The sequence below is a fragment of the Xenorhabdus indica genome, from assembly GCF_014467235.1.
Lineage (GTDB): Bacteria > Pseudomonadota > Gammaproteobacteria > Enterobacterales > Enterobacteriaceae > Xenorhabdus > Xenorhabdus indica.
In genome coordinates this window covers 36,330-61,833 of record NZ_NKHP01000019.1, presented here as the reverse complement: position 1 = coordinate 61,833, position 25,504 = coordinate 36,330, and the positions used below count along the sequence as shown (strand labels likewise).

20 protein-coding genes, 1 tRNA gene and 1 pseudogene are annotated in these 25,504 nt (G+C 44.3%); 13 read left to right on the top strand and 9 right to left on the bottom strand.

Features of this window, described 5'->3' with window-relative positions; all coding sequences use genetic code 11:
- The 4 genes from trmH to gmk are packed head-to-tail and all read right to left on the bottom strand — an operon-like array spanning nt 1 to nt 3,815.
- Nucleotides 1-726 (bottom strand): tRNA (guanosine(18)-2'-O)-methyltransferase TrmH, encoded by a 726-nt coding sequence (gene trmH, locus Xind_RS14425; RefSeq protein ID WP_047683460.1) that lies wholly within the window; start codon nt 724-726, stop codon nt 1-3.
- Between the two features lie 5 nt (nt 727-731).
- Nucleotides 732-2,843, bottom strand: a complete 2,112-nt coding sequence (gene spoT / locus Xind_RS14420) for a bifunctional GTP diphosphokinase/guanosine-3',5'-bis pyrophosphate 3'-pyrophosphohydrolase (protein WP_047683457.1) — start codon at nt 2,841-2,843, stop codon at nt 732-734.
- A gap of 18 nt (nt 2,844-2,861) precedes the next feature.
- The gene (gene rpoZ / locus Xind_RS14415; RefSeq protein ID WP_047683454.1) at nt 2,862-3,137 is read right to left on the bottom strand and encodes a DNA-directed RNA polymerase subunit omega; all 276 of its coding nucleotides are present in this window, start codon (nt 3,135-3,137) and stop codon (nt 2,862-2,864) included.
- Between the two features lie 54 nt (nt 3,138-3,191).
- Nucleotides 3,192-3,815, bottom strand: coding sequence for a guanylate kinase (gene gmk, locus Xind_RS14410; protein ID WP_038259332.1), 624 nt, complete (start codon nt 3,813-3,815; stop codon nt 3,192-3,194).
- 306 nt (nt 3,816-4,121) lie between these two features.
- Between gmk and ligB the strand changes: the two genes are divergently transcribed.
- Nucleotides 4,122-5,936 (top strand): NAD-dependent DNA ligase LigB, encoded by a 1,815-nt coding sequence (gene ligB, locus Xind_RS14405; protein ID WP_187650326.1) that lies wholly within the window; start codon nt 4,122-4,124, stop codon nt 5,934-5,936.
- A gap of 118 nt (nt 5,937-6,054) precedes the next feature.
- Here the strand turns inward: ligB and Xind_RS14400 are convergent, their stop codons facing one another.
- Nucleotides 6,055-6,672, bottom strand: coding sequence for a trimeric intracellular cation channel family protein (locus Xind_RS14400; RefSeq protein WP_047683448.1), 618 nt, complete (start codon nt 6,670-6,672; stop codon nt 6,055-6,057).
- A gap of 135 nt (nt 6,673-6,807) precedes the next feature.
- On the opposite strand from Xind_RS14400, the gene Xind_RS14395 reads away from it, so the two are divergent.
- Complete coding sequence (locus tag Xind_RS14395) at nt 6,808-8,124, top strand: YidR family protein (RefSeq protein WP_047683445.1); 1,317 nt, start codon at nt 6,808-6,810, stop codon at nt 8,122-8,124.
- 70 nt (nt 8,125-8,194) lie between these two features.
- Here the strand turns inward: Xind_RS14395 and Xind_RS14390 are convergent, their stop codons facing one another.
- The 3 genes from Xind_RS14390 to Xind_RS14380 all read right to left on the bottom strand — a co-directional run bounded on the left by Xind_RS14390 (nt 8,195) and on the right by Xind_RS14380 (nt 11,199).
- Nucleotides 8,195-8,545, bottom strand: coding sequence for a YceK/YidQ family lipoprotein (locus tag Xind_RS14390; protein WP_187650336.1), 351 nt, complete (start codon nt 8,543-8,545; stop codon nt 8,195-8,197).
- A 713-nt stretch (nt 8,546-9,258) separates the two neighbouring features.
- Complete coding sequence (locus tag Xind_RS14385) at nt 9,259-10,515, bottom strand: valine--pyruvate transaminase (protein WP_047683443.1); 1,257 nt, start codon at nt 10,513-10,515, stop codon at nt 9,259-9,261.
- A gap of 72 nt (nt 10,516-10,587) precedes the next feature.
- A complete protein-coding gene (locus Xind_RS14380; RefSeq protein WP_047683441.1) occupies nt 10,588-11,199 on the bottom strand; it encodes a DNA-3-methyladenine glycosylase I in 612 nt (203 codons plus the stop codon).
- A gap of 194 nt (nt 11,200-11,393) precedes the next feature.
- On the opposite strand from Xind_RS14380, the gene glyQ reads away from it, so the two are divergent.
- The 11 genes and pseudogenes from glyQ to Xind_RS14325 all read left to right on the top strand — a co-directional run.
- Complete coding sequence (gene glyQ / locus Xind_RS14375; protein ID WP_038259344.1) at nt 11,394-12,302, top strand: glycine--tRNA ligase subunit alpha; 909 nt, start codon at nt 11,394-11,396, stop codon at nt 12,300-12,302.
- A 9-nt stretch (nt 12,303-12,311) separates the two neighbouring features.
- Nucleotides 12,312-14,381 (top strand): glycine--tRNA ligase subunit beta, encoded by a 2,070-nt coding sequence (gene glyS / locus Xind_RS14370; RefSeq protein WP_187650325.1) that lies wholly within the window; start codon nt 12,312-12,314, stop codon nt 14,379-14,381.
- Between the two features lie 204 nt (nt 14,382-14,585).
- Nucleotides 14,586-14,662, top strand: a tRNA-Pro gene (locus tag Xind_RS14365).
- 679 nt (nt 14,663-15,341) lie between these two features.
- Nucleotides 15,342-16,952: a dipeptide ABC transporter periplasmic-binding protein DppA gene (dppA, locus tag Xind_RS14360; RefSeq protein ID WP_187650324.1), complete on the top strand. Its 1,611-nt coding sequence runs from the start codon at nt 15,342-15,344 to the stop codon at nt 16,950-16,952.
- Between the two features lie 159 nt (nt 16,953-17,111).
- Complete coding sequence (gene dppB, locus Xind_RS14355; protein ID WP_047685842.1) at nt 17,112-18,131, top strand: dipeptide ABC transporter permease DppB; 1,020 nt, start codon at nt 17,112-17,114, stop codon at nt 18,129-18,131.
- Nucleotides 18,132-18,141: 10 nt separating this feature from the next.
- Nucleotides 18,142-19,059: a dipeptide ABC transporter permease DppC gene (dppC, locus tag Xind_RS14350; RefSeq protein ID WP_187650335.1), complete on the top strand. Its 918-nt coding sequence runs from the start codon at nt 18,142-18,144 to the stop codon at nt 19,057-19,059.
- A gap of 9 nt (nt 19,060-19,068) precedes the next feature.
- A complete protein-coding gene (gene dppD / locus Xind_RS14345) occupies nt 19,069-20,049 on the top strand; it encodes a dipeptide ABC transporter ATP-binding protein (RefSeq protein WP_187650323.1) in 981 nt (326 codons plus the stop codon).
- Nucleotides 20,046-21,092: a dipeptide ABC transporter ATP-binding subunit DppF gene (gene dppF / locus Xind_RS14340; protein WP_047680656.1), complete on the top strand. Its 1,047-nt coding sequence runs from the start codon at nt 20,046-20,048 to the stop codon at nt 21,090-21,092. The genes dppD and dppF overlap by 4 nt, the downstream gene beginning before the upstream one ends.
- Before the next feature lie 332 nt (nt 21,093-21,424).
- Complete coding sequence (locus Xind_RS14335; RefSeq protein WP_187650322.1) at nt 21,425-22,132, top strand: HAMP domain-containing protein; 708 nt, start codon at nt 21,425-21,427, stop codon at nt 22,130-22,132.
- A 102-nt stretch (nt 22,133-22,234) separates the two neighbouring features.
- Complete coding sequence (locus tag Xind_RS14330) at nt 22,235-23,710, top strand: insulinase family protein (RefSeq protein WP_047680662.1); 1,476 nt, start codon at nt 22,235-22,237, stop codon at nt 23,708-23,710.
- Nucleotides 23,711-23,801: 91 nt separating this feature from the next.
- Nucleotides 23,802-24,071 (top strand): annotated as a pseudogene (locus Xind_RS14325) (SymE family type I addiction module toxin); the annotation flags it as partial.
- A 63-nt stretch (nt 24,072-24,134) separates the two neighbouring features.
- Here Xind_RS14325 and Xind_RS14320 read toward each other — a convergent pair.
- The gene (locus Xind_RS14320) at nt 24,135-25,478 is read right to left on the bottom strand and encodes a VasL domain-containing protein (RefSeq protein WP_047680667.1); all 1,344 of its coding nucleotides are present in this window, start codon (nt 25,476-25,478) and stop codon (nt 24,135-24,137) included.
- Nucleotides 25,479-25,504 lie beyond the last annotated feature (26 nt).

Sequence of the window (25,504 nt, the reverse complement as noted above, 5' to 3'; positions counted from 1 at the left end):
CTATTCTCCGTCAGTGTGATTGATTTCCCTGTTGGTGGTGGTCGTTGCCTGCAATGTTGCCCACCAAGATTCACTTGCGATAATTTGCCCTTGTTTATTAATGAACGGTCGTTCCAACCCTTTACGATGTGCGACCGCAGCTAAAACAGGGTATCCGCCTTCAAACAGTAACTTTTGTTGCTCCTCTTCGGAGAGAGTACTTTCCTCCCGCTGATACATACCAGCGAGTTGGCGTTGCCGTTGTGCTTCATACAGGATCAGAGCAGAGGCAACAGAGACATTCAGTGACTGAACCATACCTGCCATCGGAATGATAATGTCATAATCTGCCAGCGCGATAGCCTGTTTGGAAATCCCTTTCTTTTCCTGCCCCATAATGATGCAGGTAGGTTTAGTGTAATCAATTTGACGGAAATCAGCCGCTTTATCAGAAAGATTGGTGGCTAATATCTGCATTCCGGCTGTCTTAAACTGGCTAATAGCGTTTTCAATAGATGAGTGGGTTTCTACTTGAACCCAACTGTTACTACCTGCCGCAGAGGAGAGTTGAGTCTGTAACTGATGAGCAGGCCAAATGGCATGGATTTGATGAATGCCAACTGCATCCGCAGAGCGAATAACTGCGGATACATTATGGGGCTTATGTACTTCTTCTAAACAAATCGTCAGGTCAGGTTGACGCATTGCCATCATCTGACAAATACGTGCATAACGTTTAGGATTCATAACCTCTAGTTTCGGTTACGGCTGACTCGTAGTACATCCGGCATAACACGTATCTTACGCATGATATTTGCCAACTGGATACGGTCTTTGGCTGTCAGCCTGATGAAAGCACAATAAACACGGCCATCTTTTTCCTCGGTATTCATGCTTTGGATGCTGGAATTTGCATCATTAATCGCTGCTGTCAGATTTGCCAGTGCTCCCTGATGGTTAAACATATCAACTTTAATTTCAGCGATGAAATCGCTATTGATATCTTTATCCCATTCAACAGGCATGAATTTTTCCGGCTCTTTTTGATAACCACGGATATTACGGCAAGATTCGTGATGGATAACTAAACCTTTCCCCGGACTGATATGGGAAATAATCGGGTCACCCGGAATCGGTCGGCAACACTTAGCAAAGGTAATCAGGATGCCATCGGCACCTTTAATTGGCAGCTTACGGGATTGACTATTACTACCATTCGGAATTTTTTCTGTAGCACCCAATAGATTATGAGCAACGACAACACTCATCGCATTACCTAAACCGATCTCTGCCAGCAGGTCATCAAGTGAAGCGAGTTTCATTCTTGCCAATTCTCTGTCGATATTTTCCTGTGGAATATCGTTAATTTTCAGACCATTGCCAAGTGCATGATTGAGCAGACGCCGTCCCAGACTAACGGAATCATCCCGTTTAAGGTTTTTCAGTAACTGGCGTATTTTAGCGCGTGCTTTAGAGCTGACGACAAAATTCAGCCATGCCGCATTAGGGCGGGCGCTTGGGGCGGTAATGATTTCGACAGTTTGCCCGCTGCTTAGGGTCTGAGATAGTGGGTAAGGCAGACGATCAACTCGAGCCCCGACACAAGCGTGACCAATATCCGTATGGACAGCATAAGCAAAGTCAACAGGTGTTGCACCTGCCGGTAATTCCACAATACGTCCTTCAGGAGTAAAAACGTAAATCTCATCAGGGAATAGATCAGATTTAACGCTTTCAATGAATTCGAAAGAGCTACCAGCGCTCTGCTGAAGTTCCAGCAGGCTTTGCATCCAACGTTGGGCACGGACTTGCGCTGTAGTGCCTGATTCCCCTTGTTCTTTATAAGCCCAGTGTGCCGCAACCCCCATCTCTGCCATTTGATCCATGTCTTCTGTCCGGATCTGGACTTCAACAGGTACTCCGTGTGGACCGATAAGAGAGGTATGCAAGGATTGATAGCCGTTGGCTTTAGGAATGGCAATATAATCTTTCACCCTACCGGGACGGGGTTTATACAGACTGTGCATTTGCCCTAAAACACGATAACAGGTATCAAGGTTGTCGACGATGACACGGAACGCGTAAATATCCATAATGGAATGAAAACGCTGTTCTTTCAGGTGCATCTTGCGATAGATAGAGTAGAGATGTTTTTCCCGTCCATTGACGGTACATTGGATGCCCGCATCCGTTAATCTGCCTTCAATTTCTGCCAGAATTTTCTGTATCATTTCCTTACGGTTGCCACGAGCAGCTTTAACAACCTCTTTAATCACCCGATAGCGGTTAGGATACAAAGCTTCAAAACCAAGCTCTTCCAGTTCTGTTTTCAGGTGATGAATCCCCAGTCGATGGGCCAACGGACTGTAGATTTCCAACGTTTCCCTGGCGATGCGCCGCCGTTTATCAGGGCGCAGAGAACCAAGGGTTCGCATGTTATGTGTTCGGTCTGCCAATTTGATCAGAATGACACGGATATCCTGTACCATTGCCATGATCATCTTGCGGAAGTTTTCGGCCTGAGCTTCCTTTTTATCACGGAAGTTCAGCTTGTCCAGTTTGGAGACACCTTCCACTAATCCGGCGACGGTGGTGCCGAATAATTGCTCAATATCCTGAAATGTTGCTGGTGTATCTTCAATGACGTCATGCAGAAGTGCGGCCATAAGTGTTTCATGGTCAAGACGCATCTCAGCCAGAATACAAGCAACAGCGACAGGATGAGTAATATACGGCTCACCACTGGATCGGGTTTGCCCTTCGTGGGCATCCCGTGCTACGACATAAGCCTGCTTTAATAGATCAATTTGATCTTCAGGCAAATATTTAAGTACAAGCTGGTTCAGGCTTTCAAACAGGTACAAGGCAGACCTACCGTAAAATTAACGACGACCGTCGGCGATAGCAGAAACAGCTTTGATTTCTGCAGCTTCTTGCTCCTGCTGCTCTTGACGTTCACGAACATCAAGAATTTTATTATTAATAAGACCTTGCTCGATTTCACGCAGAGCGATAACAGTCATCTTATCGTTTTCTTCTGGAACAAGAGGATCTTTTCCACCTACCTGCAATTGGCGTGCTCGGCGAGCAGCGACCAACACCAGGTCAAAACGGTTACCAATTTTTTCTACTGCGTCTTGAACAGTTACGCGTGCCATATGTGTGCTACTCCACAGATAAATAAATGACTGGGCATAATACTGAAACTTAGTTCAGTCTGCCAATAATTTGCTGATTAACGCATCATGTCGTTGAGTCTGCCTTTCTAATCGCAGACGTTCGGAACGAATAATCGATTGTAAATCGGCCAGTGCTGTATTGAAATCATCATTGATGATGACATAGTCATACTCTCCATGATGTTCCATTTCTGCAACAGCTTGATACATTCGTTTAGCGATGACTTCTTCGCTGTCCTGACCACGGCCACGCAGACGGCGGAGTAATTCTTCCCTTGAAGGAGGAAGAATGAAAATGCTACGAGCCGCAGGCATTTTCTGACGGATTTGCTGTGCACCCTGCCAGTCAATATCAAGAAAAACGTCAACACCACTAGCGAGAGTATCTTCGATAATTTTGCGGGAAGTACCGTAATAGTTACCAAAAACACAGGCATGTTCCAAGAATTCATCATGGTTAATCATATTTTGGAATTCATCGACTGTGATGAAATAATAATGTTCACCATGATTTTCGCCAGGGCGTGCCGGACGAGTTGTATGTGAAACAGAAACCTGAGTGTCATACAAAGGCTGGGTTTTTAATAAAGCCTGAATAAGGCTTGATTTACCTGCTCCACTTGGGGCAGAAACAATATATAACGTTCCTTGACTCATGCTGATTTCTTGACTGATTGGGGTATTAATAAATGCAAGCGCAGGAAGATAAATCCCACATAGTATACACGGATACGCTAATCCATGCAGCGTTACAATACATGTCAACGGGCATTTCAACAAAATTTTTTCTTAACAAACAGATATTCAAGCAATATTTTTCGAAACAATTTCAGAAAAAATAAACGGTTGCAGAAATTGCATCATTATTTTTCGAAACACTTCGCAAACTCCTTTCTTCTATCTTGGTATAAGCCAAATTTCTTTTTATTCTCTGCTCGTGTTTAAGGGACATATGGAGCAAGGATGCTTAATTTTCTGATTATAATTTTGGTATTGCTGTTTGGAATGCCGATGGGATTAGCAGATTGTTCGGCTTGGCCAAAGGAAAAACTCCAGCTTGAAATAGAACGCTTGACACCACAGATAGCGAAATGGGAACACCTTTATCGTCAACAGGGAATCAGTGAAATAGATGATGAGATTTATGATCAACTATTGGAAACCTTAACGCACTGGCAGGATTGTTTGAAGCAGAAACAAGACAATACCCTTGCTGTACCAGCCTTATCAAATAAGACAGTATCGGACAAGGCTTCTGTGATAGATAAATCATTCTCACCGGTGGTGCCACATAAGGAGGGTCTAACTAGCGAAAGACAGTTTCACCCCGTCCAGCATACAGGCTTGCATAAACTAAAAGGAATAGAGGAAGTTCGCCGATGGTTACAAGGACGCTCAGCCGTTTGGGTACAGCCCAAAATTGATGGAGTTGCAGTTACGTTGGTTTATCAAAATGGTCTCTTGGTCGGATTAATCAGCAGGGGGAATGGTGCAGAAGGAACAGATTGGTTGGATAAAAGTGAATTTATTTCCAGTATTCCTAAACAGATAGAAAATGCACCGGATCATATGGTGTTACAGGGAGAACTCTTTTGGCAACAGAATAACCATCGTCAATCTATTGCAGGTAGTCAGAATGCACGCAGCAAGGTAGCAGGGTTGATGATGCGTAAAACTCCTTCATCGGAACTCAGCCAAATAGGGATATTTATATGGAGCTGGCCGGATGGGCCAGATGAGATGGCAGTTAAACTAGAGAAACTGACATCAATGGGATTTCCCGTTACACAGCAATATAGCCATCAAATTTTCAGTGCAGAAGATGTGGAGAAAAAGTGGAAAATGTATTTTACCCATCCTCTCCCTTTTGCCACAGACGGTGTTGTTTTAAGGCAGGAAACTGAACCTGCTGGCAGACAATGGCGTGCTGGTTCAAACAGTTGGTCGATTGCGTGGAAGTATCCTTTGCAACAGAAAATGACAACAGTAAAAGATGTTCAGTTCAAGATAGGTCGGACAGGAAAAATATCTGTTTTACTAGAGCTGGAAAAAGTGCAATTAGACGATAGACAGATTAATCGTGTTCATATTGGTTCAGTAAGACGTTGGCAGCAATGGGATGTTTATCCGGGAGATAAAGTGACTGTAACACTGGCGGGGCATGGCATACCAAAACTCGATAAAGTGGTATGGCGCATTGCGGAACGTCAAAATATTCAGCCTCCTAATATGCAGCAGTTTCATTCGCTCAGTTGTTTTGTATTGAATAACCAAGATTGCCAACAACAGTTTATTGCTCGTCTGACATGGATGGGAAAAAAGTTGAAAATGAAGGGTGTTGGACAAGGTATATGGGCTGCTTTAGTAAGGGATGGACGGGTAACACATCTGGCGGGCTGGTTGGCATTGAATAAGAAGCAACTTGCTGAAATACCTAATATTGGCTCTAAACGTGCGGCGCTAATTTTCACCCAATTCCAGCAGGCACAAAGACAGTCAGTCTCATTATGGCGTGAAGCGATAGGGATGCCTTATGCCAATAGATTTATGGATGAAGTAAATCAGTACAGGGATGTACAATTATCAGAAACAAGAATCGGCAGTACTTTAACAGCAAAACAAAGAACAAAAATTGAGGAGTTTTTACAATACCCTGAAGTTAAAGAACTGGTTGAAGCATTAACGTTACAAGGAATTAATATTAATGTGCATGGAATGGCTTTGCATGACGTTGATTTACATGCAGTACCTTCACAGGAAGCGGTTTTTTTGCCGTAGTTCTCTTTGTCGGGAAGTTGGGAAATGTAGAACGGGAAAATGCAGAAAAGAAATCGGTAGACAGGTAAACATGCAAGAGCGAAGGAGCAAGCACTTGCTCCAAACGCCCAGATTAATATCAATGGTCAGCACCATCATAATTGAAGATAGGTAATCCAAGACGATAGCGAATAGCAATCAAACGGGCGGTTAGGCCTGTGATAAGGGTGATGATAATTACGCTGTTTGGATGCAGTGGCGTCTGTAGTAACGCGATATATAACCAAGCAGCCGCAAAAGAGACACCAGCGTAGATCTCTTTCTGGAACACTAATGGAATGGTGTTACAAAACATATCGCGCAGTACTCCACCAAAAACACCGGTAATAACAGCGGCAATGGCGGCAATGATTGGGCTGTAGTGCATATCCAATGCGATTTGTGCGCCAATAATTGAAAAAACAATTAAACCAATCGCATCAAGAATAAGAAATAAACGTCGAAGGTGTTTCATCATTGGGGCAACCCAAATGGTGACTACTGCGGCGCAGGCAACAGTCACAATGTATTCTGGGTTTTTAACCCAACCAAGCGGATAGTGGCCCAGAATAATATCACGAACGGAACCACCACCAATGGCTGTTACAGAAGCAATAATAATTACGCCGAACACATCCATTTTTCGACGACCTGCGGCTAAGGCACCTGTCATGGCTTCAGCCGTGATACCAATGATATAAAGGACACTGAGTAGCATAAATTTTAATTAAATGGAATATAACGTGAAGTAAAGAATAATGCTGAAATAATAACGTCTCGATTGAAATTTTTTAGTTAAATTTTAATAGCATTAGTTTTTATTATCCGAAACCTCAATTATTAAGGTAGGAAAATGATTTTTAAGGAACGTCAGATTACATTCGACAACCGTAGCCATCAGATAACTAATATAAATATCTGGACCCCTGATAGCCAGTGGTTAGTCTATGATGTACGTCCTAACGGGGCAGACTTTACTGGCTTAACGATAGAAAAAATTCATATAATTAATGGGCAAACAGAGATTATTTATCAGGCAAAAGACGGTGCGCATGTTGGTGTTGTAACAGTTAGTCCGCAGGAACCTACTCGTTATGCGTTTATTCATGGCCCGGAAAATCCCGATGCTCACTGGCAATACGATTTTCATCATCGCCGTGGTGTCATTGTTTCCGATATTCAGCCAAATGTTACTGTTAATATTGATGCGTTGGACATTACCTCACCTTATACAGCCGGAGCCTTGCGTGGTGGTACACACGTGCATGTTTTTAGTCCTGATGGCAGCCGTTTAAGCTTTACCTATAACGACCATGTTATGCATGAGTTGGATCCTGCACTTGATTTACGCAATGTAGCGGTCGCTATTCCACTAAGAGCGGTGATATCAGCCAAAAAACATCCAAGAGAATATGATGGAAGCTATTTTTCGGTGGTAGTGAGCCGCACTACAGCATATCCACACCCTGGTAGTGATGAGATCAATCGTGCATATGAAGAAGGGTGGATTGGGCAGCAGGGTTATCTTAAAAAGAATGGGCAATGGCAGCGTTGGGCTCTGGCTTTTATTGGTGATACATGCGCTGAAAATGGTGAAAAGATCCCTGAAATTTACCTTGTTGACCTACCTGAGCATGATGAAGATTATGCGGTTGAAGGTAACCAGCCATTAACCGGAACGGAAACGACCTTACCTGCACCACCTGCGGGAGTGAAACAGCAACGTTTAACATTTACCCACCGTAATCGTTGGCCGGGAGTGGTCAGTACTCCCCGTCATTGGTTAAGAACATCTCCAGATGGCAATAAAATTTGTTTTCTGATGAAAGATGATAAGGGAACTATCCAGTTATGGTATGTATCCCCAAAAGGGGGAGAACCAATACAGGTCACGCATAATGCATATGACATACAATCTGCATTTAACTGGGATAGCCGGGGCCGATTTATTGCTTTTGTCTGTGATAACAGTGTCATGCTTTGTGATAGCCAAAATGGTGAAGTTCAGCGGCTAACGGCACGTACTGACCTTGCTCCATGTGCAGATGCAATAGTGATCTCACCTGATGATCGACATGTTGCTTTTATGCGCGACATTAATGGCTATCGTCAGATCTTTATTGTCGAGACAGGCATCGCTGCACCATCTTTGTGCAGTAACGATGCCTGAAAAAACATATGAAGACGATTTTCAGCACAATGGATACTGGTAGAGTTGGGATTGATAGAGCAATGAAGAATCAGTCCGCACCATTTATGGGCTCATCTGATATCTGTTGTGTATGAGTTGAATTTTTTTCCAGTTTTTCAACACGAAGCTTAGGTGATTTTCTTGTTTGATCCTGATTTGAGAAAGCATAATCATAAGGGAGCAAAAGAGTATCTAACAGGGCTGATAAGGGTAGATCTACTGCGAGCAAAGGTTTCAGAAACCATCCCGTTTTATCATCTTTTAACATGTTAATATTAGCCTGTGCCCCAGAATAATATCCTTGATTGGGGCCACTATGTGTCATGATACTGGAACAGCCTGTAAGCAGAGACCATCCAAGTATAGTAGCGGATAATAGAAGCAGTTTACTGTTTTTCATCATTTCTATTCCATGAACCCAATGAGTTAATTTGCCGATATCCAAGTTCTTATATCTACTTTAGCGTTACTTTTCCTAATCATAAAGATAACTCTATATGATTATTTACTATAGTCAGGTTATATTCAGTTTGCTATAGCGCTTATTGTTAAATGCAATAATTTTTTTCGTCAGAAGATTTTTAAATTTTTTTATATTTTTATTTTTTTTAATAAAAAGTTAATAAAAAGTAAGAACATATATAAATTATTACTTGTAAATCTATCAACATTATAAGCAATTACTCAAATGAATATTTTTCATTGCTTAAATTAGTCACTGAGTTTGAGGAAATAAGGTTTGGGCATTAGGTGTAGATGACTACTTTCTGTGAGATGTGAGGGATTAAAGACAATGTTAAATAATTAGGCATATGTGTTTCATTCATTAAATGTGCTTTAGATCACATAATACGTGGCAATCATCTTAATTTCACCTAGTAGAGGCAATTTAAAGTTAAAAAATCTTATCTATTCAGGCCATTAGATTTTTTATTTTCTGGTTAAATATGCCGAGTTCAGGGAAAGTGTATAAACAAGGATTGTTTTCCTTTCCTGCTATGTGTGAAGAATTCTTTTGGGATTCTAATAACTACTGTCCTGTTCTCAGGTAAAAAGTCCTCGTTATCATTTTACTCCCTCACCTTAAATGAGGGAGCTTTTTTATTATTTTGATTAGCGATCTGTTTCTTTATGAGCGATTTCAATTTCTTCGGATAAAATTCGAACACCTTCTTCGATTTTCTCTAAATCAGGTACATAGTTCATACGCATACATTGATGGGCGTGAGGCCAGTTGTGTTCCAAGCCAGGGAAAAAGTAGTGTCCCGGCACCATCAACACTTTTCGTTTTTTTAATCGCTGATAAAGGACTTCTGTCGTAATAGGCAGATTTTTAAACCATAACCAGAGGAATATTGCTCCTTCTGGTTTATGAATAAGGCAGTGTTCTTCTGACATATAACGGCGGATGATCTCAATTACGCGATCTACCCGTTTCTTATAAAATGGCTGAATAACATTCTGGGATAAACGGAACAGATCATTACGGCGGATCATTTCCAGCGTAATAGCAGAGCCAACCCCGCCTGGTGCCAGACTAATAACGCCATTCATGTTACTGACAGCATGGATAATTTTCTCAGTAGCAATGATGATTCCACAGCGAGTACCCGGTAGCCCCAGTTTGGATAGGCTCATGCATAAGATAATATTCGGATTCCAAAGAGGCGTTGCATTACTGAATACAATACCTGGGAACGGTACACCGTAGGCATTATCGATCAGCAGAGGGATTTGGTGTTGCTGTGCCAACGCATCCAGGCGCAGTAATTCTTCATCAGTGATGACATTACCTGTTGGATTAGTTGGACGGGAAACACAGATCAAGTTGATATCTTCAGAAATATTCAGATGATCAAAATCAACCCGATATTTAAATTGGCCATTGGGTAGTAATTCAATATTGGGTTTATTGGCAACAAATAAACCTTCATCCAGGCCAGAATCAGAATAGCCAATATATTCGGGTGCAAGAGGAAACAGAACCCGTTTCATTGAACCATCTTCAGCACGTCCCGCTAATAAATTGAACAGGTAGAAGAAGGCGCTTTGGCTGCCATTAGTCAGGGCAATATTTTGTGGGTGGATTTCCCAACCAAGTTTTTCTTGTAATTCTTGAGCCAATGCTGCGATTAAGGTGTTTTTTCCCTGTGGCCCATCATAGTTGCACAGTGTTTCGGTCAATTGACCGTTTAACGCTAGATCTGTCAATAGTTGTTGGAAATAGTCATCCATTTCAGGAATATGAGCAGGATTACCACCACCTAGCATAATCGCGCCGGGTGTTCTCAAACCTTTGTTGAGATCATTCATCAGGAGAGTAATTCCTGAATCTTGCGTGAACTTGTTTCCGAATTGAGAGAATTTCATAACAGCAGCTATGTCTTTTTTGTAGGATAAGAGGACACCATACCCCGCACCTTATTACATTGTCACCTGTTTTTATGCATTGATTTTCAGTTTTTCGGTTTTCAATTTTTCGACATTTTTAATTTTCCGACATAGACAGTTTGCGATGTGATCATCGACTAAACCCGCAGCCTGCATAAAGGCATAACAGGTAGTGCTGCCGATAAATTTAAATCCGCGTTTTTTCAGTGCTTTTGAGAGTGCATCAGAATGGTCGGTTTTGACAGGCACTTCTGCCCGTGTTTTCCAGTGGTTAACTTGCGGATCGTTATCAACAAATTGCCAGATAAACTCACAGAAATCTTCTTTCTGTTCGGCCATTTTCAGGTACGCACGAGCATTATGAATAATGGCATTGATTTTAGCGCGGTTGCGGACAATAGCAGGATCTTGCATCAGTTTCTCGACATCATCTTCATCCATTTCAGCAATTTTGACAGGATCAAATTGATGGAAACATTTTCGATAACCCTCTCGTTTTTTCAGAATGGTGAGCCACGATAAACCTGCTTGTTGCCCTTCAAGGCAAATCAATTCGAAAAGCTGTAGGCTGTCTTTTAGCGGTTTACCCCATTCATTGTCGTGATAAGCCAGATAATCAGGATCAGATGTAACCCAGCCACAGCGAGTTATTTCCTTATTCATGAATTGCACGTCTCCACAGATAATGGTGAATAATTACGCTAATTTTAGCTGTATAAATATACAAATAAAGTGGCAAGGGTAAGATTTTTTTATACTGTGACAAAATTGGGCGTGATCAATGCTGTATATCTTACAGTCAGAAGGTATACTGAACGCTTTCGTTTAAATTTATATGTATCGCGTGCGAATTCAACATGCAAAAGTTTGATACCAAAACCTTTCAGGGGATCATCCTGACATTACAGGATTACTGGGCGCGTCAAGGCTGTACCATTGTCCAACCATTGGATATGGAAGTCGGCGCAGGAACTTCTCACCCTATAACCTGCTTGCGTGCTTTGGGGCCGGAGCCTATTGCCGCAGCTTATGTGCAACCATCCCGTCGTCCAACTGATGGGCGTTATGGTGAAAACCCAAACCGGCTCCAGCACTACTACCAGTTTCAGGTTATCATCAAGCCATCTCCAGATAACATCCAGGAGCTTTACCTGGGTTCCCTGAAAGAGTTAGGGCTTGATCCTACCGTTCATGATATCCGCTTTGTTGAAGATAACTGGGAAAACCCGACATTAGGTGCTTGGGGACTGGGATGGGAAGTTTGGCTGAACGGCATGGAAGTGACCCAGTTCACTTACTTCCAACAGGTCGGTGGTCTTGAATGTAAACCAGTCACTGGCGAGATTACTTATGGTTTGGAACGTCTGGCAATGTATATTCAGGGCGTAGACAGTGTGTACGATCTGGTGTGGAGTGATGGTCCGTTGGGTAAAACCACGTATGGCGACATTTACCACCAGAACGAGGTTGAGCAGTCTACTTACAATTTTGAACACGCTGATGTCGATTTCCTGTTTACCTGCTTTGAGCAATACGAAAAAGAAGCGCAGGAATTACTGGCGTTGGAAACTCCACTGCCACTTCCTGCTTATGAGCGCATTCTAAAAGCGGGTCACACCTTCAACTTGCTGGATGCCCGTAAAGCGATTTCCGTGACTGAGCGTCAGCGTTATATTCTGCGCATCCGTACTCTGACCAAAGCAGTTGCTGAAGCTTACTATGCCTCCCGTGAGGCGCTTGGCTTCCCTATGTGTAACAGAAAATAAGAGGCCATCATGACTCAACAGACTTTCCTTGTGGAAATCGGCACCGAAGAGTTGCCACCAAAGGCACTGCGTTCATTGGCTGAATCCTTTGCGGCCAATTTTGAAGTAGAACTGCAAAACGCCAATCTGGGTCATGGTGAAGTTAGCTGGTTTGCTGCTCCTCGTCGTCTGGCGTTGAAAGTGGCAAATCTGGCGGCGGCACAGGCTGATCGTGAAATAGAAAAACGTGGCCCTGCTATTGCTCAGGCGTTTGATACGGAAGGAAAACCAACCAAAGCAGCGGAAGGTTGGGCACGCGGTTGCGGTATTACCGTTGATCAGGCTGAGCGTATGGTAACTGATAAAGGTGAATGGTTACTTTATCGTGCTCAGGTTAAAGGCCATGAAGCGAAAGAATTGCTGGCGGATATGGTAAGCAGTGCGTTGAGTAAATTACCGATCCCTAAACTAATGCGCTGGGGAGATAAAGAAACCCAATTTGTCCGTCCAGTACATACCATCACTATGCTTCTGGGTAGTGAAGTGATTGAAGGCGAAATTCTGGGTATCAAATCTGATCGTATTATTCGTGGTCACCGTTTTATGGGAGAGGCGGAGTTTTCCATTGATAACGCAGAGCAGTATCCGGCAATTTTGCAGGAGCGTGGTCGGGTCATTGCGGATTATGAAACGCGTAAGGCTTTGATCAAGCGTGATGCAGAACAAGCAGCGACACAGCTTGGTGGTGTGGCAGATTTGACTGACAGTTTGCTGGAAGAAGTCACTTCATTAGTGGAATGGCCTGTTGTTCTGACAGCAAAATTTGAAGAAAAATTTCTTGAAGTGCCTGCCGAAGCGCTGGTTTATACCATGAAAGGCGACCAGAAATATTTTCCGGTTTACGATAAATCCGGCAAGTTGATGGCGAACTTTATTTTTGTTACCAATATTGAATCTTCTGATCCTCAGCAGATCATCACAGGCAACGAAAAAGTAGTGCGTCCACGTCTGGCAGATGCTGAATTTTTCTTCAATACTGACCGTAAACAACGTCTGGAAGATAACCTGCCACGTCTGGAGACCGTTCTGTTCCAGAAACAACTGGGTACACTGCGCGATAAAACAGACCGTATTCAGGCTCTGGCTGGCTGGATTGCTGAAAAGATCGGGGCAGATGTTACTCATGCGACCCGCGCAGGTTTACTGTCTAAGTGTGACTTAATGACTAACATGGTTTTTGAGTTCACCGATACGCAGGGTGTGATGGGAATGCACTATGCTCGTCATGATGGCGAAGCTGAAGATGTGGCTCTGGCACTGAATGAACAGTATCAGCCGCGTTTTTCTGGTGATGATCTGCCATCTACCGGAGTTTCCTGTGCCATAGCGATCGCCGATAAGATGGATACGCTGGCAGGAATTTTCGGCATCGGTCAACATCCTAAAGGGGATAAAGACCCCTTTGCACTGCGTCGGGCCGCGTTGGGTGTGCTGCGTATTATTGTTGAGAAAAAACTGCCTCTCGACCTCCAGACTTTGTCTGAGGAAGCTGTGCGTCTGTATGGTGACAAACTGACCAATGAAAACGTTGTCGATGATGTGGTTGAGTTTATGCTCGGTCGTTTCCGCACCTGGTATCAGGAGCAGGGCTACAGCGTTGATACTATCCAGGCCGTACTGGCACGTCGTCCGACTCAACCGGCAGACTTTGATGCCCGTATGAAAGCGGTCACGCATTTCCGTACATTAGATGAAGCAGTTTCTCTGGCGGCAGCGAATAAGCGTGTTTCCAACATTCTGGCAAAATCAGAAGAGAAGCTGAATGACACTGTTCAGGCTTCAGTGTTGAAAGCAGCGGAAGAGATCCAACTGGCGACTCACCTTGTTGTATTGAAAGAGAAGCTGGTACCTCTGTTTGCAGAAGGTAACTATCAGGATGCGCTGGTTGAACTGGCTTCTTTGCGTGAAGCTGTGGATGCATTCTTCGATAATGTAATGGTGATGGATGAAGATCTGCAAGTAAGAGCAAATCGCCTGACGCTATTGAGTGAACTGCGCGAGTTGTTCCTGCGGGTAGCGGATATTTCACTGCTCCAGTAATTGCTGATAAGTTTTATTGAGTTAGTGTAAGTACCTTTAAAGCTAATTACTATTAAGACAGAGCCTCGCGGATCATAGCGGGGCTTTTTGCTATCTGAAGATATTACAATGTGTAAACTTTGGACGGAATATCATCAAATAACCACTTATCTTTAAAAAGATATTGACGATCCGTGATGTCGGCAGTAAGATGCGCTTCGTTTTCGGCGAGTAGCGCAGCTTGGTAGCGCAACTGGTTTGGGACCAGTGGGTCGGAGGTTCGAATCCTCTCTCGCCGACCAGCATTCTGAAACCCCGCTCTTTGAGCGGGGTTTTTTCATATGTAACAAATGAAAAATAAACCGCATTCTTACTTTTAAACAGGCTCAAATGTGTTTTTGCCTCGTGCATATTTACTTGAATAGTCATGCCTTTTTACTTTTACTTAGCCACTAATTTACTTAGCCACCCAGTATGAACTATGCCCAATTTGGGCAAAATAGCACCATGAAATTCCATCGTTTTCATAAATAGAATTTTCATATTAAATGACTAATTTAATTGATGATGTTATTAATTTCATCTGAATTGAATAAATTTAAAACATTTATTTCTCTTGATTCGATTCGGCACCTTGTTCCACGTCACCCTTCTGATAATTTTTTCTGTTCATTATTTAAGTATCCGGTCACAAATTTAAAATTATAATTTATAGAAATTAATTCTTTCAATAAGGGATATTTCCAGTTTTTTTATCTATATCTGTGTCTGGTGTCATGTTTTTTAACCAGAGTTGTTAGCGTTTTTTTTCTTTTATGTTTTTTTGTTGTTGCATGTGGCATGGTGATTATATTGACGTCAGGAATAACAATTGATTAATTGATAAGCGACAAAAATAACACAAGCCGGGGCAGTGATATTCAGGCAGGAAACTCTGGACTTGGCTAAGGCACAATAAACATCACAAACGGAGTTTAAGTAATGATTATCTCCAAAAAGAAAAAGCCCGGTTTATTGAAATTGGGTATTGGTCTTGTTTCATTGGCTGTAGCAGCCAGTGTGCAGGCAAAAACACTGGTTTATTGCTCTGAAGGTTCACCTGAAGGCTTTAACCCGCAGTTATTCACTTCTGGTACAACTTTTGATGCAACTGCCAGACAAATTTATAATCGTCTGGTGGACTTCAAATCAGGTACAACAGAGATTATTCCAAGTTTGTCTGAACGGTGGGAAATCAGTGACGATGGCAAAACCTACACATTCTATTTGCGCAAGGGCGTAAAATGGCAGAGCAGTAAAAATTTCAAATCCACACGTGATTTCAACGCCGATGACGTTATCTTTACCTTTATGCGCCAAAAGGATAAAAATCACCCGTACCATAAAGTATCCGGTGGCAGCTATGAATACTTTATCGGCATGGATATGGGGAATATCATCAGCAAAATAGAGAAAGTGGATGACTATACTGTCCGCTTTGTGCTGTCCCGTCCTGAAGCGCCTTTTCTGGCTAATATAGCTATGGATTTTGCCTCAATTCTCTCCAAAGAATATGCTGATGCCATGATGAAGGCTGGTACGCCGGAAAAAGTGGATCTGAATCCGGTGGGTACAGGGCCGTTCCAGTTAGTGCAATACCAGAAAGACTCCCGCATTCTCTATAAAGCGTTCAAAGATTATTGGCAAGGGCCGGCGAAAATTGATCGGTTGGTCTTCTCCATTACCCCTGATGCTTCTGTACGTTATGCAAAATTGCAGAAAAATGAATGTCAGGTCATGCCATACCCGAACCCGGCTGATATTGCGAGTATGAAGCAGAATAAGGATATTGTACTGAAAGAACAAGCAGGGCTGAATGTGGGTTATCTCTCTTATAACGTCTCCAAGAAGCCAATGGACAACCTCAAAGTTCGTCAAGCGTTGACGATGGCGGTGAACAAAGATGCCATCATCGCGGCTGTGTATCAAGGCGCCGGTCAGAAAGCGAAAAACCTGATCCCTCCTACGATGTGGGGCTATAACGATGACATCAAAGATTACTCCTATGATTCGGTGAAGGCTAAAGAACTGCTGAAAGAAGCGGGTTTCCCGAATGGTTTTGAAACTGATCTTTGGGCAATGCCGGTACAGCGTCCTTATAACCCGAATGCCCGCCGTATGGCGGAAATGATTCAGGCTGACTGGGCTAAAATTGGTGTAAAAGCCAAGATTGTCAGTTATGAATGGGGCGAATACCTGAAACGAGCCAAAGATGGCGAACCTCAAAACGTCATGATGGGATGGACGGGGGATAACGGTGATCCTGATAACTTCTTTGGAACTCTGTTTAGTTGCGCAGCCAAAGAACGAGGTTCCAATTATTCAAAATGGTGCGACCAACAGTTTGAGGACATTATTCAGCCAGCACGTACAACGGCTGATATTGTCAAACGCACAGAGCTTTATAAGCAGGCTCAGGTAGTAATGCATGAGCAAGTCCCTGCATTGATTATTGCCCACTCTACGGTTTACGAACCTATTCGTAAAGAAGTGAAGGGTTATGAGGTCGATCCACTCGGCAGGCACCTCTTTTACAATGTAGATCTCGAATAATCCTGTTCTTGATTTGTTTTGATTGAAATTTGTTGTGATTGACCATCCCCCCGAATATTTCCGGGGGGATGGTTGCGTTTCTCTGGTGGGCAAGCAGGTCTGTGTATGACATAAACAGCCTGAGAGCTGTAACTGATAACTAAAAAGAGAATTCAGGATATGCTGCAATTTATCCTCCGGCGTCTGGGGCTGGTGATCCCGACGTTTATTGGTATTACCCTGCTGACTTTCGCCTTTGTGCATATGATCCCCGGTGATCCGGTACTGATTATGGCGGGAGAAAGAGGTGTCTCTGCCGAGCGCCATGCTGAACTGATGGCAGCAATGGGGTTAGATAAACCTCTTTGGGAGCAATATCTTCATTATGTCAATGGCATACTGCATGGTGATTTAGGCATCTCCCTGAAAAGCCGTATTCCGGTGTGGGATGAATTTGTTCCCCGATTTAAAGCAACATTGGAATTAGGCATTTGTGCCATGTTATTTGCCATCTCTGTCGGTATTCCTGTTGGCGTGCTGGCAGCGGTCAAGCGTGGTTCTGTCTTTGATCATACCGCTGTAGGCCTATCACTGACGGGTTATTCAATGCCTATTTTCTGGTGGGGCATTATGCTTATCATGCTGGTTTCCGTTCACTGGAACCTGACCCCGGTTTCCGGCCGAATAAGCGACAGTGTATTTCTTGATGATAGCTATCCCCTGACCGGCTTTATGCTGATTGATACCCTGATTTGGGGGGAAGATGGTGACTTCATTGATGCTGTGATGCACATGATCCTGCCTGCTGTTGTATTGGGTACGATCCCATTAGCCGTGATTGTACGTATGACTCGTTCTTCCATGCTGGAAATATTGGGTGAAGACTATATCCGTACTGCACGGGCAAAAGGCCTGAGTCGTATGCGTGTCATTATTGTCCATGCATTGCGTAATGCGTTGCTGCCTGTGGTCACCGTGATTGGCCTGCAAGTGGGTATTATGTTGGCGGGCGCTATTCTGACTGAAACCATTTTTTCATGGCCGGGATTAGGGCGTTGGTTGATCGACGCTCTCCAGCGCCGTGATTATCCAGTGGTGCAAGGTGGCGTATTGCTGGTGGCAACAATGATCATTCTGGTCAATTTTGTGGTTGATCTGCTGTATGGCATTGTCAATCCACGTATTCGGCACAAGAGATAAGGAGCGCATGATGACTCAACTAACAGAGCCACAAGCAACTGAGCAAATAACATCAAGTGCACCTAAGCTGATGACGCCGATGCAGGAGTTCTGGCATTACTTTAAACGTAACAAAGGTGCCGTCATTGGTCTGGTCTATATTGTTTTGATGCTGTTGATCGCGTTGCTTGCAGGGGTATTGGCACCACATGGACCGGCGGAACAGTTCCGTGATTCCCTGTTGAACCCGCCGGTATGGCAGGAAGGGGGAAGTTGGCAATTTATTCTCGGTACTGACGATGTTGGGCGCGACATCCTTTCTCGCTTGATGTACGGAGCACGTCTCTCCTTACTGGTTGGTTGTTTGGTTGTTGTAATGTCGCTGGTGATGGGGATTATTCTGGGATTGCTGTCGGGCTATTTTGGTGGAATTGTTGATACTGCCATTATGCGAATAGTCGATATCATGCTGGCCTTGCCAAGCCTGTTATTAGCATTGGTATTGGTGGCTATCTTCGGCCCATCTATTGTCAATGCGTCACTGGCGCTGACATTTGTTGCACTGCCTCATTATATTCGACTGACAAGGGCGGCAGTATTAGTTGAAGTGAATCGTGACTATGTGACCGCTTCTCAGGTTGCTGGTGCGGGGGCAATGCGTCAGATGTTCATCAATATTTTGCCAAACTGCCTTGCTCCCCTGATTGTACAGGCCTCATTAGGGTTCTCGAATGCGATTCTCGACATGGCTGCCCTGGGTTTTCTGGGAATGGGGGCACAGCCACCAACACCAGAGTGGGGAACTATGTTGTCAGATGTCTTGCAGTTTGCCCAGAGTGCGTGGTGGGTCGTGACTTTCCCTGGGTTAGCTATCCTTTTGACGGTACTGGCATTTAACCTGATGGGGGATGGGTTGCGTGACGCGCTCGATCCTAAGCTCAAGCAGTAGGGGTATGAAATGGCATTGTTAAATATAGACCAATTATCGGTGCACTTCGGTGATGAAGATACACCATTCCACGCCGTTGACCGTATCAGCTACAGCGTTGAGCAGGGCCAGGTTGTCGGTATTGTTGGGGAGTCTGGTTCGGGCAAATCTGTCAGCTCACTGGCGATTATGGGGTTGATAGATTATCCGGGCAAAGTCATGGCAAAGAAGTTGGAGTTTGATGGCTGTGATCTGACAAAAATTTCCGAAAAAGAGCGCCGCCAATTGGTTGGTGCAGAAATTTCGATGATTTTTCAGGACCCAATGACCAGCCTTAACCCTTGTTACACTGTGGGATATCAGATCATGGAAGCGCTGAAAGTCCATCAGGGAGGAAACCGGAAAACCCGTTATCAACGAGCCATTGATCTGCTGACTCAGGTAGGAATTCCTGATCCAGCCTCTCGCTTAGATGTATATCCGCATCAATTATCAGGTGGAATGAGCCAGCGTGTGATGATCGCGATGGCGATTGCTTGTCGTCCGAAGCTGTTGATTGCTGATGAACCGACAACAGCATTGGATGTGACTATTCAGGCACAAATCGTCGAATTGTTACTGGAGTTACAGCAGCAGGAAAACATGGCACTGGTCTTGATCACCCATGATTTGGCTCTGGTTGCGGAAGCTGCTCAGCATATTATTGTGATGTATGCAGGGCAGATAGTGGAAATTGGTAAGTCGGATGAAATATTCAGAGCACCACGTCATCCTTATACACAGGCATTGTTGCGGGCATTGCCAGAATTTGCGGTAGATAAATCCCGTCTGGCTTCGTTGCCGGGCGTTGTGCCGGGTAAATATGACCGTCCGACAGGATGTCTGCTCAATCCTCGCTGCCCTTATGTCAATGAGCATTGCTGCCAAGTAGAGCCGGAATTGAAAGTTGTTGGAGAACGTCAGGTTAAATGTCATATGCCACTGGATGATGAGGGGAGGCCGACAGTATGAGTGCTCAAGAAGTAGTTATTCAACAACAAAACGGGCAGAAAAAAGACACGGTTCCTTTGCTAAAAGCCACTGAACTGAAAAAATATTATTCGGTTAAAACAGGCATATTTTCACCGGAGAGGATAGTAAAGGCACTGGATGGTGTCTCATTTGAACTGGAGAAAGGTAAGACACTGGCAGTTGTTGGAGAATCAGGTTGTGGGAAATCCACCTTAGGGCGTTTGCTGACCATGATAGAAAAACCAACAGAAGGCGAACTTTATTATTTGGGGCAAGACTTACTATTACCAGATAAGGCAGCACCAGATAAAAAAGCAGAAAAACTCCGACGCCAGAAAATCCAGATCGTATTTCAGAATCCTTACGCATCCTTGAATCCGCGTAAAAAAGTGGGTCAGATTCTGGAAGAACCTTTGCTTATCAATACATCACTGGCACCGACTGAACGCAAGGGAAAAGTTCTGGAAATGATGGAAAAGGTGGGATTAAAGCCTGAACATTACCAGCGTTATCCTCATATGTTTTCTGGCGGCCAGCGTCAGCGCATTGCGATTGCTCGTGGGTTGATGTTAAATCCTGATGTGGTGATTGCGGATGAGCCAGTTTCTGCTCTGGACGTTTCCGTACGGGCGCAGGTTTTGAACCTGATGATGGACTTACAGCAGGAATTGGGGCTGTCATATGTATTTATTTCCCATGACCTCTCAGTGGTTGAACATATTGCCGATGAAGTCATGGTTATGTATTTGGGACGTTGTGTTGAAAAAGGTGCGAAGGAAGCGATTTTCAATAACCCACGTCATCCTTATACGCAGGCATTGTTGTCTGCAACGCCGCGATTGAATCCGGCACTGCGGCGTGAACGTATCAAACTGACAGGGGAATTGCCAAGCCCGATGAATCCACCTCCGGGGTGTGCTTTTGCAGCCCGTTGCCGTCATGCATTTGGCCCATGCACTCAATTCCACCCTAAACTAAAGCAATATGGTGAGCGACTTGTTGCCTGCTTTGCCGTTGAGCAAAATACAAATCCACCTGCATAATTGTGTCAGATCGTAGTATAACGTTATCTGATTCATATCGAATGGACTTCAAGTGACTGTACAACGTTAAATGAGTCACTCCCCGGAAGCTGAAGGTTATAGGATAAGGTTACAGTCATAAAACCTATGTGACCGGGGAGAATGAATATAGTTAATAAAGCAGTAACTTGAAGATGAAAGGGATGAACGTCACAAAAAGCAAATACTATATTGCAGTCATTTATCTCACTTGCATTTATCAAGACAAGACGATAGCAAGAAAAATCAAGTATACTCAGTCGCATTATTAAGGTGTGGTAGCCAGTCTTTGGTCAAGTATTGGTTTGGATAAAATGAAATTGCGAGTCAAACGTTCGTTAACCATTAAACAAATGGCGGCAGTGACAGGAGTCACTTTGGTCACTCTTGCTATTTTCATTACTATCCAATTATCGCATTTGTTGCAGCAACGAAAAGATGATTATATTAACCAGCTCAATAATGCAGCAGTTCAGATCCAGGCTCCTTTGACAGATGCTTTGCTGAGATCTGATCTCAATAAAGCGAAAACGCTACTGATTGGGTTAAAAACGTCGGGCATCTTAGGGCGAGCTGAACTGATATCGCAGAATAACTCCCGGATTATGAGTTTGGACTTCGCGACTCATCGGCCTATACCTGAACTGGCAAAGCGGGTTTTTGGTATTCCGGTTGAGTTAAATATTCCTTTACATGTTTATGGTATTTCATCAAAAGACATAGCATCGCAGGGGCATCTTATCTTGCAGGTTGATTCCAACCGTGTGTACCGATTTGCTTTGAACACACTGGCATTAATGTTAACCACTTATTTATTGCTTGCACTTATTCTTACCGTGTCGATAAGTTGGTGTGTAAATCGTATCGTCATACATCCGTTGCGTGACATCGCACGAGAACTGAATGAAGAGCATGTTCCTGCCCCTATGCCTTGTCCCAAAAATCACCAAGATGATGAATTGGGGTTGTTGATGAAAGGTTATAATCGTCAAGTTAATAAGCAAAAACCTCCATCAAAATGAAACCTTATAAGGTGAATAAAGGTCTAATTTTCGGTGATAATATCCAGAGGCCTTTTATTGGTTCAAACAAGGATAAAACTAAATAGGTAGGGGTAAGTAAGAATGCAAGGCAAGAAAATCGGATATCTTATTGGTGGCACCATTCTGGCTACGACTTACTTTGCTCAGGCGGAAACCTTACAGCCTGATCCAGCCTGGCAACAAGGCAAACTGGAAAATGGGTTCAGTTGGCAAATCCTGCAAACTCCACAACGTCCCAATGACAAAATACAGTTGCGTTTAATGGTGAAAACGGGCTCTTTGGCAGAGAAAAATCAGCAGCAAGGTTACACCTACCTTATTCCCAAGATCGTCTTATCTTCCAGTAAAGATTTATCTTCACAAAAATTAGAAAATCTGTGGTACAACGCAGTAGATAGCAAAAACCCCCTTCCCCCTGCCATAGTTTCATATGATTTTACTCTCTATAGCCTGAGCTTACCCAATAACCGCCCTGAATTATTACAGGATGCGCTGATCTGGTTATCCGATATTGCGGGAGGGGCAGTATTTACGCCACAGACTTTGGCTCAGGCTATGAAAACGTCTGAACATCTGGTATCGACTTTGCCAGCAGATGTCCAGGATCCGGCATGGCGTATGCGCCTGCAAGGTTCGACCCTGCTTGGTCATGATCCCGGAGTGCATGTATCAACATCTGTAGATGTGAAAAAAGTCGAAGAATTCTATCGGCAGTGGTATACGCCGGATGCAATGACATTATATGTTGCCGGCAACGTTGATAGTCGGGTATTGCCAGAACGGCTTAATCAGATATTTTCATCATTAGAAGGCAAACGTCAGACACCTGTTGTTGTTCCCAGTCTGTTGCCAGTAAAAGCAGAAGTATTGGGAGTGAAAAGTGATAAAGCTAAACAAGATCGGCTTTCTTTAGTTTGGGATTTGAACTGGCAACCGATTAATAACTCTCAGGCATTACTTCAGCATTGGTCAAACGAACTTGCCCGCGAAGCTTTTTACCGTTACTTACAATTGTGGCTGAAAGAAAAGCAAAATGACGCAAAATTAGATCTGGATTGTCGGGTCGTTTACCAGCGGGCGAATTGCTATCTGAATCTGGACACATCATCGGATAAATTGACGGAATCCACACTTTACCTGGCCTCCGCGCTGGTGTCATTACGTGAAAACGGATTGCCACAAAAACAATTCGATGAACTGTATAATCAGAAACGCCTTCAGCTTCAGCACCTCTTTGCAGCATATGCGCGTACAGACACGGATATATTGATTAACCAGCGTCTGCTTTCCCAACAAAATAATGTGATAGATATTGCCCCTGAGCAATATCGCAGATTGCGGCAGATGTTTTTGTCTTCCCTTACGCCACAGGTTTTGAACAAAAAACTGAAAGAGATGTTATCTCAGGAAACGGCATTTATTCTGGTGCAACCTAAAGGTGAAGCGGCTGTTGATGTGAATCAGCTCAGGAACAGTTTTAATCAGATTATGAGACCAGGACCGCTGCCGGAAGAGCCGAAGACTGGGGTAGCTGAGGCCCAAAAAACTGAAGGTTAGTCATTATAATGATAGTTAATTTGGACAGTTTTTTGGCAATCCTTGCAATAATAGCGAGGTAAATAAAGCTGCTAAAACAGAACGTTATTATACCGTGGGATACGTGCCGCAGAATGACAAGGCCACAGCCCCGCCCGCAATACACCTTAAAGGCCAGTGGCTTAAGGCGGCAGGGTTTGATAAGGGCTGTACCCTCACGGTCAAAATTATGGACGGCTGTCTGGTGCTCATCCCTGACAGTGATGACACCCGCGCTATCCGGCAACAGTACCCGCGTCAGCAAGACCAGCTCAGTGAGATCAAGCTGAGAATGCGGGAACTGCTTGGCCGTCATGCGGCCCGCATCATCATATTCAAATAAATGCTGGCCGAGTTGGCCTAACCGGTGGCACCAAAAATTCTCCCTGGTTTATCCGCCACCGACTTATTTGGCAGCACGGTCACGCTGTTCAATCGCATGACGCAGGCGGTCATAACGGCCGAGCAGAGCGTTAAAACGGTCATCGATTCCTTTCATCAGTACAGGCGGAACAGCTTCACCTTTTTCCGCATGGGTGCTCAACTGGCGCAACAGCTCTTCCAGCGGTACTTCGCTGCCGTGGCTGCGCTGGATGTCGTAAATAGCAGTCTTAAGATAAGAGAGGGTAAAACTGCCACGGGTGCGTTCCTGCAACAGAATTTTGTCCGCCAGTTGCTGGAGTTGATCACGAGTGGTGTACCAACTGCCTTTCAACGGTACGCTGTCGATACGGGCAGTCATTTGTTGTTGCCAGTGACGGGTGGCGTTAACCTGCTCTGCCGATTGGGGCCACTGTTTCTCAGCGGTTGTTGTTACTGTCCGGGCAGCCTCCCATGTGGCGAGTGGAGATGTCTCTGCCAAACGATCAAGTTGGAATGAGTAGTCTGTTAAGGCCGGCTGGTAAAGCCACGCCAACCGTGAGCCTGCGGGTTGTTCTGTAATGGCATTCAGTTGCTGTTGTAACGGTTTGTAGAGCAGCAACCAGCACCCTATCAGTACCAATATCCCCAACAATGCCCCAAGCCCAAAGCCCTGCCATGCTGTCAGGCCGCGCGGCGGTTGTTCAGGAAACTGCACTTTGACCCTCTGTTGGTTATCCGTCGGAATACTTTCAGGATGCGTCGGTAGAGAAGATGGTGATGTTTCCGGCTCTGATTCGGATTTAGACAAGTAGACCAGTGGTGGCATCTGTACCGGTTGTTGTACCGGTTTCGCGGCCTGGCGTGGTTTTTCCAGTTTTTTCGCCGCGTTCTGGAAGAACCACAGTAAGTTCTCCACCCTCGGTAGGCGTTTCAGATCGGATTGCTGTAATCGGTCAACAATAAGCTGGAGTGCACGCTCGGCACGATAAATCATCCGCAGGTCACTGGCGGCAAAGTCCAGTTGACGCAGTATGCTACCGGTACGGTTGTGGAACCATTCCAGCAAATCAGTACGTACCTGCGGTTGCGGCGGCCACAAAGCATCCCATTCACTGACGATAACACCCGCCAGCAATTCACAGCCCTCGGTGAATCCCGCCAGTCCGTTTAGCTGCATTCTGGCTAATGTGTAATAAATTGCCGTCTGTAAATCGACGCCATTGGTTTTGAACAAGGTCAGTGACAGCGATTCCACCAGCATCCAGTTCACTTCCGGTTGTGACGGATGACTGGTTTTATTGATTTCGTCGCGGATAACCGCGAATTCCGGCAAGTTCAGTGGACTGCCACCCGCCCGGATAATGAGATTTTCAGGGTGCCCGCTCATGTCTGTTTTTTCTCCTTAAAAAACCC